17 protein-coding genes and 1 pseudogene are annotated in these 13,779 nt (G+C 68.2%); 3 read left to right on the forward strand and 15 right to left on the reverse strand.

Features of this window, described 5'->3' with window-relative positions; translation table 11 throughout:
• Positions 1-25 precede the first annotated feature (25 nt).
• Positions 26-2,185, forward strand: coding sequence for a DEAD/DEAH box helicase (locus ACFV9D_RS05585; protein WP_385141308.1), 2,160 nt, complete (start codon positions 26-28; stop codon positions 2,183-2,185).
• 256 nt (positions 2,186-2,441) lie between these two features.
• Here the strand turns inward: ACFV9D_RS05585 and ACFV9D_RS05590 are convergent, their stop codons facing one another.
• From ACFV9D_RS05590 to ACFV9D_RS05650, 13 genes are all read right to left on the reverse strand, one after another.
• Positions 2,442-2,906, reverse strand: a complete 465-nt coding sequence (locus ACFV9D_RS05590; RefSeq protein WP_385141310.1) for a GNAT family N-acetyltransferase — start codon at positions 2,904-2,906, stop codon at positions 2,442-2,444.
• Positions 2,903-3,442: an NUDIX domain-containing protein gene (locus ACFV9D_RS05595; protein ID WP_385141313.1), complete on the reverse strand. Its 540-nt coding sequence runs from the start codon at positions 3,440-3,442 to the stop codon at positions 2,903-2,905. The genes ACFV9D_RS05590 and ACFV9D_RS05595 overlap by 4 nt, the downstream gene beginning before the upstream one ends.
• Positions 3,396-3,953 (reverse strand): NUDIX domain-containing protein, encoded by a 558-nt coding sequence (locus ACFV9D_RS05600; RefSeq protein WP_385141316.1) that lies wholly within the window; start codon positions 3,951-3,953, stop codon positions 3,396-3,398. Before ACFV9D_RS05600 ends, ACFV9D_RS05595 begins: the two co-directional genes overlap by 47 nt.
• Positions 3,950-5,863, reverse strand: a complete 1,914-nt coding sequence (locus tag ACFV9D_RS05605) for an ABC transporter ATP-binding protein (RefSeq protein ID WP_385141319.1) — start codon at positions 5,861-5,863, stop codon at positions 3,950-3,952. The genes ACFV9D_RS05600 and ACFV9D_RS05605 overlap by 4 nt, the downstream gene beginning before the upstream one ends.
• Before the next feature lie 243 nt (positions 5,864-6,106).
• Positions 6,107-6,538 (reverse strand): NUDIX domain-containing protein, encoded by a 432-nt coding sequence (locus ACFV9D_RS05610; protein ID WP_385141322.1) that lies wholly within the window; start codon positions 6,536-6,538, stop codon positions 6,107-6,109.
• A 20-nt stretch (positions 6,539-6,558) separates the two neighbouring features.
• Positions 6,559-7,275, reverse strand: coding sequence for a hypothetical protein (locus ACFV9D_RS05615; protein WP_385141325.1), 717 nt, complete (start codon positions 7,273-7,275; stop codon positions 6,559-6,561).
• A 13-nt stretch (positions 7,276-7,288) separates the two neighbouring features.
• Positions 7,289-7,963 (reverse strand): pentapeptide repeat-containing protein, encoded by a 675-nt coding sequence (locus ACFV9D_RS05620; protein ID WP_385141328.1) that lies wholly within the window; start codon positions 7,961-7,963, stop codon positions 7,289-7,291.
• Between the two features lie 70 nt (positions 7,964-8,033).
• Entirely contained in the window at positions 8,034-8,219 is a 186-nt protein-coding gene (gene amcA, locus ACFV9D_RS05625; RefSeq protein ID WP_385141331.1) for a multiple cyclophane-containing RiPP AmcA, read from the reverse strand.
• On the reverse strand, positions 8,197-9,321 hold the full coding sequence (gene amcB / locus ACFV9D_RS05630) for a cyclophane-forming radical SAM peptide maturase AmcB (RefSeq protein WP_385141334.1): 1,125 nt from the start codon (positions 9,319-9,321) through the stop codon (positions 8,197-8,199). The genes amcA and amcB overlap by 23 nt, the downstream gene beginning before the upstream one ends.
• A 239-nt stretch (positions 9,322-9,560) precedes the next feature.
• Positions 9,561-9,914, reverse strand: coding sequence for a hypothetical protein (locus ACFV9D_RS05635; protein ID WP_385141337.1), 354 nt, complete (start codon positions 9,912-9,914; stop codon positions 9,561-9,563).
• 173 nt (positions 9,915-10,087) lie between these two features.
• Positions 10,088-10,936: a helix-turn-helix domain-containing protein gene (locus ACFV9D_RS05640; protein WP_385141341.1), complete on the reverse strand. Its 849-nt coding sequence runs from the start codon at positions 10,934-10,936 to the stop codon at positions 10,088-10,090.
• A gap of 24 nt (positions 10,937-10,960) precedes the next feature.
• Complete coding sequence (locus ACFV9D_RS05645) at positions 10,961-11,488, reverse strand: DUF6879 family protein (RefSeq protein WP_385141344.1); 528 nt, start codon at positions 11,486-11,488, stop codon at positions 10,961-10,963.
• Positions 11,460-11,723: a hypothetical protein gene (locus ACFV9D_RS05650; RefSeq protein WP_385141347.1), complete on the reverse strand. Its 264-nt coding sequence runs from the start codon at positions 11,721-11,723 to the stop codon at positions 11,460-11,462. Before ACFV9D_RS05650 ends, ACFV9D_RS05645 begins: the two co-directional genes overlap by 29 nt.
• A 162-nt stretch (positions 11,724-11,885) precedes the next feature.
• On the opposite strand from ACFV9D_RS05650, the pseudogene ACFV9D_RS05655 reads away from it, so the two are divergent.
• Both ACFV9D_RS05655 and ACFV9D_RS05660 read left to right on the forward strand, forming a co-directional pair.
• A pseudogene (locus tag ACFV9D_RS05655) lies at positions 11,886-12,137 on the forward strand (NUDIX hydrolase); the annotation flags it as partial.
• Positions 12,134-12,547, forward strand: coding sequence for an NUDIX hydrolase (locus tag ACFV9D_RS05660; RefSeq protein ID WP_385141349.1), 414 nt, complete (start codon positions 12,134-12,136; stop codon positions 12,545-12,547). The pseudogene ACFV9D_RS05655 and the gene ACFV9D_RS05660, both read left to right, overlap by 4 nt.
• A gap of 181 nt (positions 12,548-12,728) precedes the next feature.
• On the opposite strand, the gene ACFV9D_RS05665 is transcribed toward ACFV9D_RS05660, so the two are convergent.
• Both ACFV9D_RS05665 and ACFV9D_RS05670 read right to left on the reverse strand, forming a co-directional pair.
• Positions 12,729-13,613: a hypothetical protein gene (locus tag ACFV9D_RS05665; RefSeq protein WP_385141353.1), complete on the reverse strand. Its 885-nt coding sequence runs from the start codon at positions 13,611-13,613 to the stop codon at positions 12,729-12,731.
• Positions 13,585-13,776, reverse strand: coding sequence for a hypothetical protein (locus tag ACFV9D_RS05670; RefSeq protein ID WP_385141356.1), 192 nt, complete (start codon positions 13,774-13,776; stop codon positions 13,585-13,587). The genes ACFV9D_RS05665 and ACFV9D_RS05670 overlap by 29 nt, the downstream gene beginning before the upstream one ends.
• Positions 13,777-13,779: the final 3 nt, after the last annotated feature.

A 13,779-nucleotide genomic window follows, 5' to 3' on the forward strand; every position in this document is an offset into this window, starting at 1 on the left:
ACGGACCAGTTCAGGAGCCACAAAAGTGCAGGATCAGCCGCGCGGCACCGACCCGGTGGAACGCCTCGACCCGGTAGTCCTGCACCACATCGTCAACACGCTTGGGTGGCCAGACCTACGCCCCCTGCAAAAGGCCGCTGTGCACCCGCTGATGGACGGCGAGGACGCGATCCTGCTCGCGCCGACGGCAGGTGGGAAGACTGAGGCCGCCACTTTCCCGATGCTGTCCGCGATGCGGGAGAAACGCTGGACCGGCACCTCCGTCCTCTACCTGGCCCCGCTCAAGGCGCTCCTCAACAACCTGGTGCACCGGGTCGACACCTACGCCCAGTGGCTGGGACGCCGAGCCGCCCTCTGGCACGGCGACACCCCCGAATCCGTACGCCGCCGCATCCGCACCGAGTCCCCCGACTTCCTGCTCACCACACCCGAGTCCCTCGAAGCGATGCTCATCAGCGTAAAGACGGACCATACGCACATGCTGGGCCGAGTGCGTGCCGTCGTGGTCGACGAGGTGCACGCCTTCGCCGGGGACGACCGCGGCTGGCACCTGCTCGCCGTACTCGAACGCCTGGAGCGACTGGCCGGCCAACGGATCCAGCGCATCGGCCTCTCCGCGACCGTCGGCAACCCCGACACCCTGCTCACCTGGCTCCAGGGCGCCAGCCCCACCGACCGCCCCGGCCGGGTTGTCGCCCCCGGCGTGACCCTGCCTGCCACCGGGACCGCCGCAGCCGACACCGAAGATCTCCCGCGCCCCGCAGGAGAGGTGGAACTCGACTACGTCGGATCCCTCGCCAACGCCGCCAAAGTGATCTCCGCCCTGCACAAGGGCGAAAAGCGTCTCGTCTTCTGTGACTCCCGCAAGCAGGTCGAAGAACTCGGCGCGGCACTACGAGCACGCGACGTCACCGTGTTCCTCTCCCACGCCTCCCTCTCCACCGACGAACGCGCCCGCTCCGAGCAGGCATTCGCCGAAGCACGCGACTGCGTCATCGTCTCCACCTCCACCCTCGAACTCGGCATCGACGTCGGCGACCTCGACCGCGTCATCCAGATCGACTCACCCAGCACCGTGGCCTCTTTCCTGCAACGCATCGGCCGCACAGGCCGCCGCACCGGCACCTCACGCAACTGCCTGTTCCTCGCCACCCAGCCCGACACCCTCCTCCAAGCCGCCGGCCTGCTCACCCTGTGGACCCGCGGCTGGGTCGAACCCGTCACCCCGCCCCCCTCGCCCCGCCACCTCGTCGCACAACAACTCCTCGCTGTCACCCTGCAGGAACACCGCATCGGCGACCGCCTGTGGCCCGAACAATGGAACGGCCTGGCTCCCTTCGATCGCTCCGCCGCTCCCCTCCTGGCCCACCTCGTCGAAGGCGGCTTCCTCGACAGCGACGGCGGCATGCTGTTCATCGGCACCGAAGCCGAGAAACACTTCGGCCGACGACACTTCATGGAGCTGACCGCCTCCTTCACCGCACCCCCCGAATTCACCGTGCTCGCCGGCCGCACCGAGATCGGCACCACCGACCCCACCGTCCTCACCGAAGAACGCCCAGGCCCGCGCCGCCTGCTCCTGGCCGGCCGCAGCTGGCAGGTCACCTTCATCGACTGGGCCCGACGCCGCGCCTTCGTCGAACCCGTCGAAGACGGCGGCATCGCCAAATGGCAGGGCACCGAAGCCCGCGGCCTGTCCTACGACCTCACCCGCGCAATGCGCCACGTCCTCCTCGGCAAAGACCCCGATGTCCGCCTCACTCGCCGCGCGACGGCCACCCTTGCCGAACTCCGCATGGACCGAGCACCCCACGAAGTACACCCGGCGGGCACCCTCCTGGTCCGCAACGCCGATGCCACCCGCTGGTGGACCTGGGCCGGCTACCGCGCCAACGCAACCCTCGCAGCCTCCCTCGGCAACCTCGCCGACCCCGTACAGCGCCCCACCGACACCCACGTCCGTCTCCGCCAGGACCTCGCCCCTGACGACTGGAAGACCGCCCGCGCCGAACTTCCCGACTCCCTCACCCTGCCCACCGTCGACCCGCGCGCCGTCCGCGGCCTCAAATTCTCCGCCGCCCTCCCGCCCCGACTCGCCACCACCACCCTCGCCGAACGCCTCGCAGACCTCGACAGCGCCCTCGCCGCCGCCCGCGAGCCCGTGCGCCTGGACTGGGGCGGCTGAACAATCAAGCTCCTGGCCTTTCTGTGACAGATGCAGGAGCTGGTCAACGGCGCGCGAGCCTGCTCCTGTGGGCGTGATCGGTGCGGACTATCCCCGCGTACGCTCCGGCGTGCTGCGGGCGGGGGCAGGCTGCGATGAGTGTGTGCAGGTACGAGACGGTCAGCCAGATCCCGACGACATCGGCGAGATGGACCAGCTCGAGCAGGAGGGCGCTGATGAGGGCCTGAGTTCTGGGAGATGGCCGGCAGCGGCAACTTCACGAGCGTTCTCCGATCGGGAGAGCAGCTTTCATCGACGGGTGCCCCGTCGGCACGAAGCCCAGGCTGCGGTACAACGGCTCGGCCTCCGGCGCCGAGTTCAGGGCAACAGTGGCGCACCCGCGGCAGGTGAGCCAGCCCAACGCGGAAGTGACGCACGAGCGCCCGTACCCCCGGCGTCGGTAGCCGGGTTCGGTGACGACCTGGATGACGAGTCCGCGGCGTGTTGCAGCATTACGGGGGCTGGGGAAGTTCGGAGTGACCACGGCGACGGCACATGCGACGAGCCCGCGGAGATCCGGATGCTCGACAACGAAGGCCGCGAAGGTGTCGACGTCGCGAAGCTGTGCGCCGAAGGAGTTCACGCATTGCTCGAACCACGGCCCATGGGGGTATCCGAGCATGATCGTCCTCAGGCGCGTCAGCTCACGAGCGTCGTCGGGGGTCGCGCGGCGCGGGTTCACTGCTGCGCTCCTTCCTCCATGAAAGCAACGGTCCCGGCGCGGCGTCCCGCGTCGATCTCCCGAAGCTGGGCGAAGTTCCGCGGAGTCATCTCCCGCTCCCACTCGTCCAACGTGCGCACGCAGACCTCGGTGTGCTCCTTCGGATCCAGCACGATGTTCTTGATCTGCTCGTCCCTGAGGGTCCCTCCGTCGAAGATGAATCCGATCTGGTTCGTCGGCCATGCAGCGTTCTTGACGAGGAACTGCATGCCCAACAGCCGCCTTTCTCCCTCGAAGACGATGCCGGATTCCTCGCGGCACTCGCGCACCGCGCACTCCCACGGTGTCTCGCCGGGGTCCATGTTCCCGCCGGGCCACCGCCGGATCTCCTGGTTCCGAACGGATCGAGTGGTACCGGTCGGCCAGCGGTATCGGTGAAGTAGAAGCAGGCGTGCGCGGTCGACTGGGCGATCGTCTTGACGTACTCCTCGAGAGGCAGCCAGGTAGAGGTCACGCGGATTCCCTCCCGAGCAACTGGGCGAAGGCCAGCACGGCAAGAGCCGACCCCGCCAGCGTGAGCCGTCCGTTCAGCGCGGCGTCCACTGCTTCGTTGAGGGGGAGCCATTCGACCTTCATGCCGGTCTCGGTTCCGGTGAGCCGCTGCTGTCCGATAGTGAGGTCTCGGGCTGCAAACATGTGGAGTCGCGCGGAGCACTTGGTCATGAGCGCGGTTTCGCCGAGCTTGGTCCAGGTGCCGGCCGTGACTCCGGCCTCTTCCGCCACTTCGCGAGTCGCGGCGTCCAGCGGTGTCTCACCGGGTTCGAGCGTTCCGCCCGGCAGGGTGAGGATTTCGCCGTGGACGTAGGTCGTGTAGCGGACCAGAGCAATCTCGTCGGCGTCATTGACGGCGACGATGACCGCACCGTCGCAGGTGGACTCGTGCCACTCGAAGGTGCCGGGCCCGCCGTCGGGCTGGGTCACATGGTCGCGGTGGATGCGGTACGAAGGGGTGTCGAGAAGCGTTTCCCTGCTGTGCGCAGGCCAGTGACGATACGAGAGTCGCGTCATGTGGTGATCTCCTTCGCAATGCGCGGGGTGGGGATGGTGCGGTCGTTCTGCAACTCCCACAGCTCGCGGAAGAGGCCGGGGGCCTTCACGAGTTCGTCGAAGGTGCCGTCCTGGATGACGCGGCCGTGGTCGAGGACGACGATGCGGTCCGCGACGGCGACGTTGGCGAGCCGGTGTGTGACCAGGACGACGGCGCGGTCCCGGGCGACTTCGCGGAGACCGGAGAAAATGCGGTGCTCCGCGCGCGCGTCGAGAGCACTGGTGGGCTCGTCCATCACCAGGAGGCCGGCGGGGCGGTGGAAAGCGCGGGCGATGGCGATGCGCTGCCACTGGCCACCGGAGAGTTCGACCCCGCCGAACCATTCGCGGGCCAGGAGCGTGTCGAGGCCGCTACGGAGGTCGTCCACGACTTCGTGGGCGCCGGACTTCTCGGCGGCCGCGCGGACGTTGTCGTCGTCGCCGTGGGGCTGGCCGAGGGTGATGTTCTCGCGGGCCGTGAGCGGCCAGCGGGCGAAGGATTGGGGCACGACGGCGGTCTGAGCCCACAGGGCGTGGGGATCGAGTTCGGTGGTGTCGTGGTCATCCCACTGGACCCGGCCGTCGGTGGGCAGGTAGAGGCCGGACAGGAGCTTGGAGAGGGTCGTTTTGCCGGAGCCGTTCTCGCCGACCAGGGCCAGGACTTCACCGCGGCGGACTTCCAGGGTGACCTTGTCCAGGGCGGGTCGGTCCGCGTCGGGATAGAGGTACGTCAGAGAGTCGGCCTTGACCACACTAGGCGCTTCGGGGATCAGGGTGCCCCGGTTCAGGCGGTGGCCACCGGCCTCCTCGATGAACTCCACCCAGTCGTCGAAATAGAGACCGGTCCGGAAGAGCTGGGTGCCGTAGCCGACCATGCCGCGCAGGGAGGAGCCGACGGTGCGCATCGCGAAGACGGCGGTTCCGGCGGATGCGACGGACATGTGGCCGGTTGCGAGTAGCAGGCCGAGGGCGATCCAGACGGCGGCGGACGCGATCCCGCCGGTGACGGCGCCGATGAACGCGTAGCGGGCGCCTTGATGGACGGCCTTGTCGGTGACGGCGTCGACACGGGAGCCGATGGCGCGGTAGCGGCCGAGGAGGAAGTCGGCCATGGTGCCGGAACGGAGTTGGTCGGCGGTGTCCTTGTCCACGATGAACCAGCGCAGGTGGCTGAGGGTACGACGCTCGGCGGCCATGGCGCGGGAGGACTCGTAGTGGATGCGTGCGCCCTTCATGCTGGCGATGCCCTGGGGCAGCACGGCCAGGACGAGGAGCGGCAGCAGCGCGGGGTGCAGGACGGTGACGACGCCGGCCGCCGCCGTGATCGACGCGAGGCAGGCCATGAGCTGCTGGGACTCGGTGATCAGATCCCGTGCGACGTCGGCGCCGCGGTCGGCGTTCTCCCACTTGTCGTTGAAGCCGGGGTGGTCGTAGGCGGCGAGTTCGGCGTGGACGGCCGCCTGGAGCATCTCCAGCTCGGCCTCGCGTGAGATGCGGGGGGACAGCCGGGTGGAGACGTTGACGATCACGATGGCGAGCAGAGCACGCGCCCCGGCTGCCCCGGCGAGGACGCCGATCGCGGGTAATGCCTCGACGAGGCGGTCCTGGATGCGCCCGGAGGCGATCAGGGCCGTGATGGTGCTTGTGGTGGCCACGAGCGCGAACGCTTCCAGGGCGGCCGAGAGAGCCTGGCAGGTGAGGAGGACGATCACGGAGCGGGGATTCACGCGCCATGCAAGGCGAAGGGCCCGGCGTACGAGCTGTGGAAGGCGCCGGGCCATGGACCAGGTGGTCACCGAGTTCCGCTGGAAGACGGCCACCGTGGGGGACTTGAACCTCAGCTCCTCGACGGGTTTCTGGCCGGGTTTGTCGGCGTCTGTGTGGGCGGACAACGAATCAGCTCCTTGCGTCGAGTTGTGGTGGAGCGCGTGAGCGTACGGGCGTAAGAGCGCCAGGGGAACCGCTCTGCGCGTTGATCACCCGAGGGTGTGATCAGGCGTTCTCAAACCCGCTGACCTGCTGTGATGCGAGTGGCGTGCGTGGCGGTCGTCGTCTTCTGCCACGAGGCGGGCAGGTCATGATGACGCCCCTCTCTGGACCTGGTGTGGGTGTGAGCGGGGCGTCGGGTTGCTGTGTCAGGTGCCGGCCGGGATCAGGCCGTTGTGTAGGGCACTGACGATCACCTCGGTGATCGCGTCCGGCTTCAGGTTGATTCCACGCAGGGCCTCGGGGGTCAGGGGCAGTTCCTCCAGGAGGTATTCGCCGCGGCCCTCCTGGCTGAACTCCGGGCCCGTACGGTCGTCGAAGGACCAGGTCGTGATGTCGGCGAGGTAGAAGAACTCGATGTCGTCGCCCCGCTGAAGGGTGTGCAGAAGGCGCGGGGTCTTGATCTGGCCCGCGAGTTCTTCGTGGATCTCTCGCCGGAGTGCTGCCTCGTGGTCGAGGTCTGTGGACTCGACACCGCCGCCCGGGAGGACCCAGTAGGCGGGGATGCCCGGCTTCACTCGCTTGATCAACAGGGTGGTTCCGGCGGGTGTGGTCAGGATGGCGCGGACGCGCTCGGTCATCGGGGGTGCTTCCTTCTCGGTCAGATGAGGGAGGGCAGCGTGCCGAACGCCCAGCGCCCGAGCCAGAAGGCAGCGGCCGAGGGCTGCTCCTGGCCCTCGGTGGAGCCGTCGTGGAGCAGGAATTCGGTGGGGGCGATATAACCCTCTCCTGGGTCGAGCCGGATGCGGACGCAGTGGGTCGGGCGGCCGGCGGCGACGTGCGTGCGGTAGTCGTTGGTGTGGGGGTAGCGGTGCGCGTAGTCCTCGGGGTGGACGGCGCGGCATATGGCCTGGGCGTCGATGGCGCCGAGGATGATGTAGCGGGTTCCGGGGCCGAAGTTGAGCGCGAGACGGCGTCGCCCGAAGGGCTTCTGCTCGTAGATGAGCTTGTCCCAGTTGTCGAGGTGGAGGCCGATCAGTCGGCCGTCGCGATAGTTGTCCGTGGTGGTGAGCATGTCGGGCTTGGCGTGAGCCTGCCCGATGTATTGGGCGTCCGGGTCGCCCATCGGCTTCGCCAGCTCGTCCAGATGGTCCCCAGTGGGGAGGGGCGGACGAACGATTTCCACGAGCGTGTCCGGCGGGGTCCCGGGCGGGGCGGCCAGTGCGAGACCGGCAGTCTCCGGGAGTCGCTGCCACAGCCCGGACGGGATGACCGCGCCGTCCTCGAACTCAGGCTCGTTCTTCGCGGTGCGGACGGCGGCGACGTCGCACCGCTCGCGCAGGGCGTCGAGGTTGCTGACGGCAAGGTGTAGGGGCACGGTTCCTCCCGGGTCAGTCGTCTCCGAGGGTGATGTCGAGTTCGTTCACTAGGGCCTGGGCGAGTTCGGTCTGCTGCCCGGGGGCGATACGGATCTTGGCGAGGTTCGCTACGCCGCGGATTGTGGAGAGATCGTTGCCACGCAGGTCGGTGTCTCGGTAACGGCCGGCGCCGAACTCGGTGAGCCTCAGCGGGCAGTCGGAGAACACGACATCGGACAAGTCGCAGTCGGTGAATACGGCTTCGGTGAAGACGCAGCCGGTGAACACGACGGGCCCGGTGGCACGAACCTTCTCGAAGGTTGCGAAGTCGAACTTGCAGCCCTCGAACAGGACGTTGTCCAGCACCAGGCCCTCCAGAGCCGCACCCATCAGCTTGGAGTCCCGGACGACAACGCGCGTCAGCTTGCTCTCGCTCCAACGGGCCGAGCCGAGGTCACTGCCGGTGATCTCCACGCCGTGCAGATTGAGTGCCTCGAACTCGGCGCGATGCGTGCGCACGCCGGTGATGCGGCCGGTGATGAGGTGAGCGTCGGCCAGGTCGAGCGAGCGCAGGTCCGCGTCCCCGTATGTGAAATCCTGGAGGGTGCCGCGCGGGCTGTCGAGCGTTTGGACGTTGGTCAGGTAGAGACCCGGCTCGTCGAGGTCGGGGGTGGTGACGGTGACGTGGCCGAAGGTGCGGGTGGCCATGGTGCTCCTTCATCGTGGTGCCGGGGCGGCCCCGATCTTCTGGCAGGACCGCCCCGGGTGTCAGCGGGGGCTAGGACCTCTTGCTCCAGTCGTCCCAGGTGGGCCGGTTGTCGAACGCGGGGGTCGGGTTGTCCCAGGTGGGGCGGTTGTCGAAGGTGGCGAGGACCTGCGTCCCGGCGACCTCCAGGAGGGACTGGAAGCCCAAGGGCGAGTCCATCACGAGGGTGGTGGCGTCAGTGGGCATGCTCGCGGACATGGCGCGTTACTCCTTCCAGAAGGGCAATCTTGGCGGTGGTGCAGTACCGGGTCCTGGTCCCGTCCATCCGGCCGTCGTGTTCGAAGTACCGGTTGGCGGGGTGGGCTCCGCCGCAGAAGGCGAAGGAGGGGCATGTGGCGCGGCAGGCGTCCACGCCGTTCCAGAACTCGGTGATCCAGGGGGTGCGCTCCTCGGCCTCGGCCACGAGGATGTCGAGGCCGTCGCGGAGCACGTTGCCAGTGGTGAAGTCGCCGAACCGGTCGTCGGTGAATCCGGCCAGCTCGGGGGAGAGCAGGACCACGCCGCCGTCGTAGGCGATGGTGGGCAGCGGGTCCCACGGATCGGAGGCCGGGGTGGGGGCGGTCACCTCGCCTTGGAGGACGGCGCCGGCGAAGTTCAGCACGCGCTGAATCTCCCGCAGGCGTACGACCGGGTTGGCCCGCCAGGCGTCGGCGAGGGCGGCCCAGAACTCGGCCGCTCGAACGGCGTCGGTCTCACGTACCGAGAGGTTGACCCCCTCCTCCTCTTCGACGTTCACGCCGAGGGTGGTGACGCCCAGCTCGGCGAAGAACTCGTAGAACCGGGCGGCGTTCGCCGGGTCGGGATCGGAGACGACCGCGATGGCGGAGAACGGGATGCCGTGGCGGCGCAGCCGCTCGATCCCGCGCATCGTCACGTGGAATCCGGGGTGCCCGGCGAGGGTGACGCGGTGGGTGTTCATGTCTACGGGGCCGTCGATGCTGACTCCCACGGCTACGTCGCGCTCCAGCAGGAACTCGCACCAGGCGTCATCCAGCAGGGCGGCGTTGGTCTGCATCGAATGCTTCACGCCCCCGAAGGGAGCCATGAGCGCCGCCAGGTGCTCGCGTCCCGTGGCCAGGGGCTCACCCCCGTGCCAGACGACCTCGAATGCCGGGTCGTCGGCCGCCCACACGTTGACCGGCTTGGCCACCGTCCTGGCGACTTCCACCGTCATGAGGTGCTTCTTCTTCCGGAAGGGCAGATAGCAGTACGTGCAGTCCATAGGAAGGCACAGCGTCGTCGGCTGCATGATCACCGCACGGGGGACGGCCGCGAGCCGCGTGGGGCTGCGGAAGGCCATGGTGCTCCTCTCGATCGGGTTCGAGTGGTGCTGTGGGGTGGTGCCGGAGTCCTCGGAGGGAAGACCCCGGCACCGATCCGCCCGGCTCGACCTGTCCAGGGCTGTTCCAGGCGGAAATCTGTGGGGCTACCCGTCCGGCGTCCCGGCCAGGGCCAGCGCGACCACGGAGACAGTGGCGACGACGACACACGCGAGGACGGCGAGCTGCTGGTGCCAGCCGGGCCAGTGGCGTAATCGGGTCACGGAACGAGCTGGATATTGTCCGCGGACGTGGTCCACTCGATCCCGGACGCGGGTCGGATGTGAGCGACGCGTACGGTCCGGCTACCGGTCTTCTCGTGGACGATCGCGGTCAGCTCGCCCTCGCCCCGGCTCGCGATGTCCCGCACCGTCTTGTGCAGCCAGGGGTGGCCGTCCCCATGGAAGAAGGAGCCGGCGCTGCTCATCGCGTGGTCTCCTCGTCGGACTGGCAGTCGTCCTTCACCCCGGGCGAGGAACTTCTCGAACCCGGATTCGGCTCGGGCGGTCAGTTCCGGGCTGGGGACGCCGAACTCCGGCGGCTCGCCGGGGTCGCGGGGGAGGGCCGTGGTCATCGCGCACTCCTACGGGTGAGGTCGGCATAGCGGGGCGCATCACCGGACGGGACGCGTGCGCCCTGCTGCTTCGGGGGAGCTGCCCGGAGGGTCCTTCGGCCTCCGAGCGGCACTCAACACGCTAGGGACGCCAGTGATTTGCCCTCAACGAAATTGCACGGCGTTGCACAACTTCACCCGAGGGCGTCGATCGCGGCGGTGATGAGAGCCCGCGCCTCGTCGCCGTAGACGGCCATCCTGGACAGTCCGGCGAACGCGCGGGCGTAGTCGGCGATTTCACGCGGCTGTGTCACATTGATCTCGGCTGTCAGTGTCTCCACGACGGCGCGTCGGTCGTCGTACAGATAGAACGCCTCCAGTGGCCAGACAGTGCGCTCGGCTCCGAAGGGGATGATGCCGACGGAGATGGAGGCCAGGGGCATGGCGGTGAGGATGTGCCGGAGCTGGCCGGCCATCTCCTCGGGGCTTCCGATCCGGTGACGCAGTACCGCTTCCTCCATGACCACGGCGAAGCGGTGGCCGCCTTCGTAAAGGAACCGGCTGCGGGCGATTCGGGCGGTGACTGCCTCCGCCACGTCGTCAGGTGTGCCCTGGAAGCGCGTGATGGACCGCAGGAGAGCCGTGATGTAGGGGGCGGTCTGGAGGAAGCCGGGGATGACGTTAGAGACGTACGTGCGGCACAGGCGTGCCTGCTCGTGCAGGGCGTAGAAGTCCTCCTGCACCTTGCGCATTCCGTCGCGCTGGAGACGGCGCCATTCCAGGTACATCGACTCTACAGCGCGGTTTGTGGCGATCAGGTCGGCGGCTTGGTCCTCCGCGCCGCAGGCCGCACACCAGAGGCGGATGTCGGAGTCGGACGGCGGGGTCTTGGCGTTGATGATGCGGGAGGTCTTGGCGGCGTTCCACCCGCACCGGACAGCCAGCTGATTGCCCTTGAGCCCCGCGTCCTGCATCAGCTCACGCAGGCGGGCAGCAACCGCCTCCCGGGCGGCCTGGGCGCTGGAGGAAGGAGACTTGGGCATGGGTTGGCTGTCCGGTGCTGCGGGTCAGACGGTGTACTGGTCGTGTGGGATGCCGCGCTCCCACACCGCCTCGAACGCAGTCGAGACCATCTTGACCACGTCCGGGTCCTCGTTGAACTCGTGTCCGGCCCAGTCGCCGTCACCGGTGAACCAGTGGAAGAGGATCAGGCGGTCGTCGATGAGCCACAAGTCGTTCCCAGGCAGCGCGATGTCCGACGCTCGGCTTCGCGGAAGCCAGCGGACCAGCTCACCGGCCGCCACATTCACGGGGGTACTGGCGTGCTCGAAGCGGATGTACTCGGTCACCGGCTCGGAAACGATGCGGGCCCGGCGCATCACAACGCCGCGTCCGACGGTCTCCCGGACCAGCGGCACCCAGCCACCCCAGTCCGCCGAGGCGGGGTCCGCGTCGGGGTGGACGCCGGTGCGCTTGAACCGCTCGAAGTCTTCGGCTTCGTCGCCGACCCCGTAGACGTCGCGCATCTCCAGGTGTACGGCCGTGCGCTCGGCCCCGCGCAGCAGCTCAGTGAAGTCCGGCACGTTCTGCGTCATCGCACGCCTTCCTCAGGATCGGCACCATGCGTGCCGGGATGCGTATCAGGGTCTCGTGGTCCGGGATGCCGGTGTCGTGTCCCTCCACCCAGGTCGTTCCGCTGACCTTGGCGGTGAGGGTTTCGTCCGCCTTCCACCCTTGGATCACCAGCTCGTTCTTCTCGTCGTCCACCCATACCGTCGGTGAACCGCCGCCCTGGGTGTTGGGGTCTATCCCGACGAACCGTAGCGTCATAACGATCTCCCATGTCCAGCTGGTTGCGCACTTTTGCACGACGATTTCGCTCGGACCGGAGCACGTCAAGGGGGCCTTGAGTCAGGGAAGTTGAGCATGGGCCGAAAACGCGCATGGCCCACGCGCGGAAGCGGTGTGCGCGGGGGCCTTCGTCGTGCTCGGGAGACCACCACCGTGCGGGAGACCTTGTACGAGACGGGTGTCCACTGCGCGGTCCTGTAGCACCTGGGCAACCGGCCTCACCCCGTGACCGGCGTGCTGTGCGAGTACTTCCTCTGCGAGTACCTGGCGGGTGAAGCCTGCAACACCGATGCGGTCGAGAACATCGACGTCATGTGAATCGCCAGAAGTTCGGTGACCCGCTTCATTACGATCTTTGCACCCATCCTGGCCGTCCTGGAGGAGCAGACGTGACGCAGCAGAACGCGGAGGATCAACCGGGCATCGCCGCGGCCATCGTCGTCCGCGAGGGGCGCGTGCTCATGGTGCGCCGCCGGGTCAGCGAAGGTCAGCTCTCCTGGCAGTTCCCGGCCGGCGAGGTCGAGCTCGGGGAGGCCCGCGAAGACGCCGCCGTGCGGGAGACCCGGGAGGAGACCGGCGTGGACGTGACCGCCATCAAGCTGCTCGGCGAGCGGATTCACCCGAAGACGGGCCGGCTGATGTCATACACGGCCTGCGAGGTGGTGGGCGGTACCGCTTACGTCGCGGACGCCGAGGAGCTGGCCGAGCTCGCTTGGGTGGCCCATGGCGAGATCCCGCAGTACGTGCCGTATGGACTGTTCGAGCCGGTACAGGACTACCTCGACGCAGCCCTGACCGCTTAAGTGGTCCGGTCTCAAAGGAGGCGGCCTCGGGATCCCGAGCGAGTGCGTTGTCGGGGCGGAACTGGCGGGACTGTCCACCGCCGTCGTTCTCTCCGAGACTCCGCCTGACTGGGGGCACTGGCCCTGCCCGGCGTCCGCCCCTGCGAGTTGGCGTGAGCTCGTGGCCGGCTCCCGGACAGCCTCAGCCACTCAGGGGAGCTGACCGACTCCCTGGGGAGGAGTCGAGCTCGGCCATGAGACGCGCGGATGCCCTCCGGGCCGGCTCCAGGCGCGGGTCCTCCGGGTGGGCGTGCGGCCCGGTGACCTTCGCACAGAAGAACAGCGCCATCAGCCGACCCGACTTGCTCTCCAAGTCCGGCCGGCGCTCGCTCCACACACGGTCTGCCAGAGCTGGTACAGCGAGGGCGTTGCCCCACAGGGTCGCGGCGTCCAGCCCGCGCGGTGCCATGCCCCAGTCCTCCCAATCGATGATGCAGAACTCTGGTCCGGTGATGTTGGCCCACGTCAGGTCCGCGTGCGCCGGGGTCCACTCGTCGACCTGGGTGTCGGTCACCTCGGAGAAGACTGTCTGGATGGTGGCGGTCACTAATTCTTGGCTGATCGTCTCGGTGTCCGGCGTGGCGACCCTGGGGGTGCTCTGCGTGGCGAGCGCGTCCAGCGAACTGTTCAGGGTCGCCCACCACCCGTCCTGTAGCTTGGGATCCTCGATGACGAGAGCGCTTCGCCCGATCGGCGAGGCCGTGACGAGGTCCATCTCATCGGCACGCCACATCGCCGGATCCTGCGGTTCACGCCAAGCAAACCCCGCGTACCACCGGGCCATGGCGACCCCGCTCAGGATGGCAGCGGCTTCCGGCCCGTTCCAGCCCTGGGCGCCGATCCGATCGAAGCCGCGTCGCTCAATCCGTACCCAGGTGTTGCGGTGCGTCCGCGCCCCGACGGAGCGGCGCTTGCGAACCAACGTCTCCCGGTCGAGACGCACTTGAAGCGACCGCTCCACACGGTCCAGCACCTCGACAACTGATTCCCGACGTAGATCAACAACAGGAGGCATGGGTAGCGTCATACGCGGGACCGTAGCAACCATGCAGCCCCTGGATGTAGAAGAAGTCCGCCTGGCCGGTGCTCTGGATTCGCTCGGCCAGCGCCGGCCACCGGTCCTCAGGATCACCCGTGCCCGTACGCAGCCCATCGAGCCCGACGTTCTGGACCACGATCCGCAGCTCCACCGC

Source organism: Streptomyces sp. NPDC059875 (assembly GCF_042731085.1).
Classification (GTDB): Bacteria; Actinomycetota; Actinomycetes; order Streptomycetales; family Streptomycetaceae; genus Streptomyces.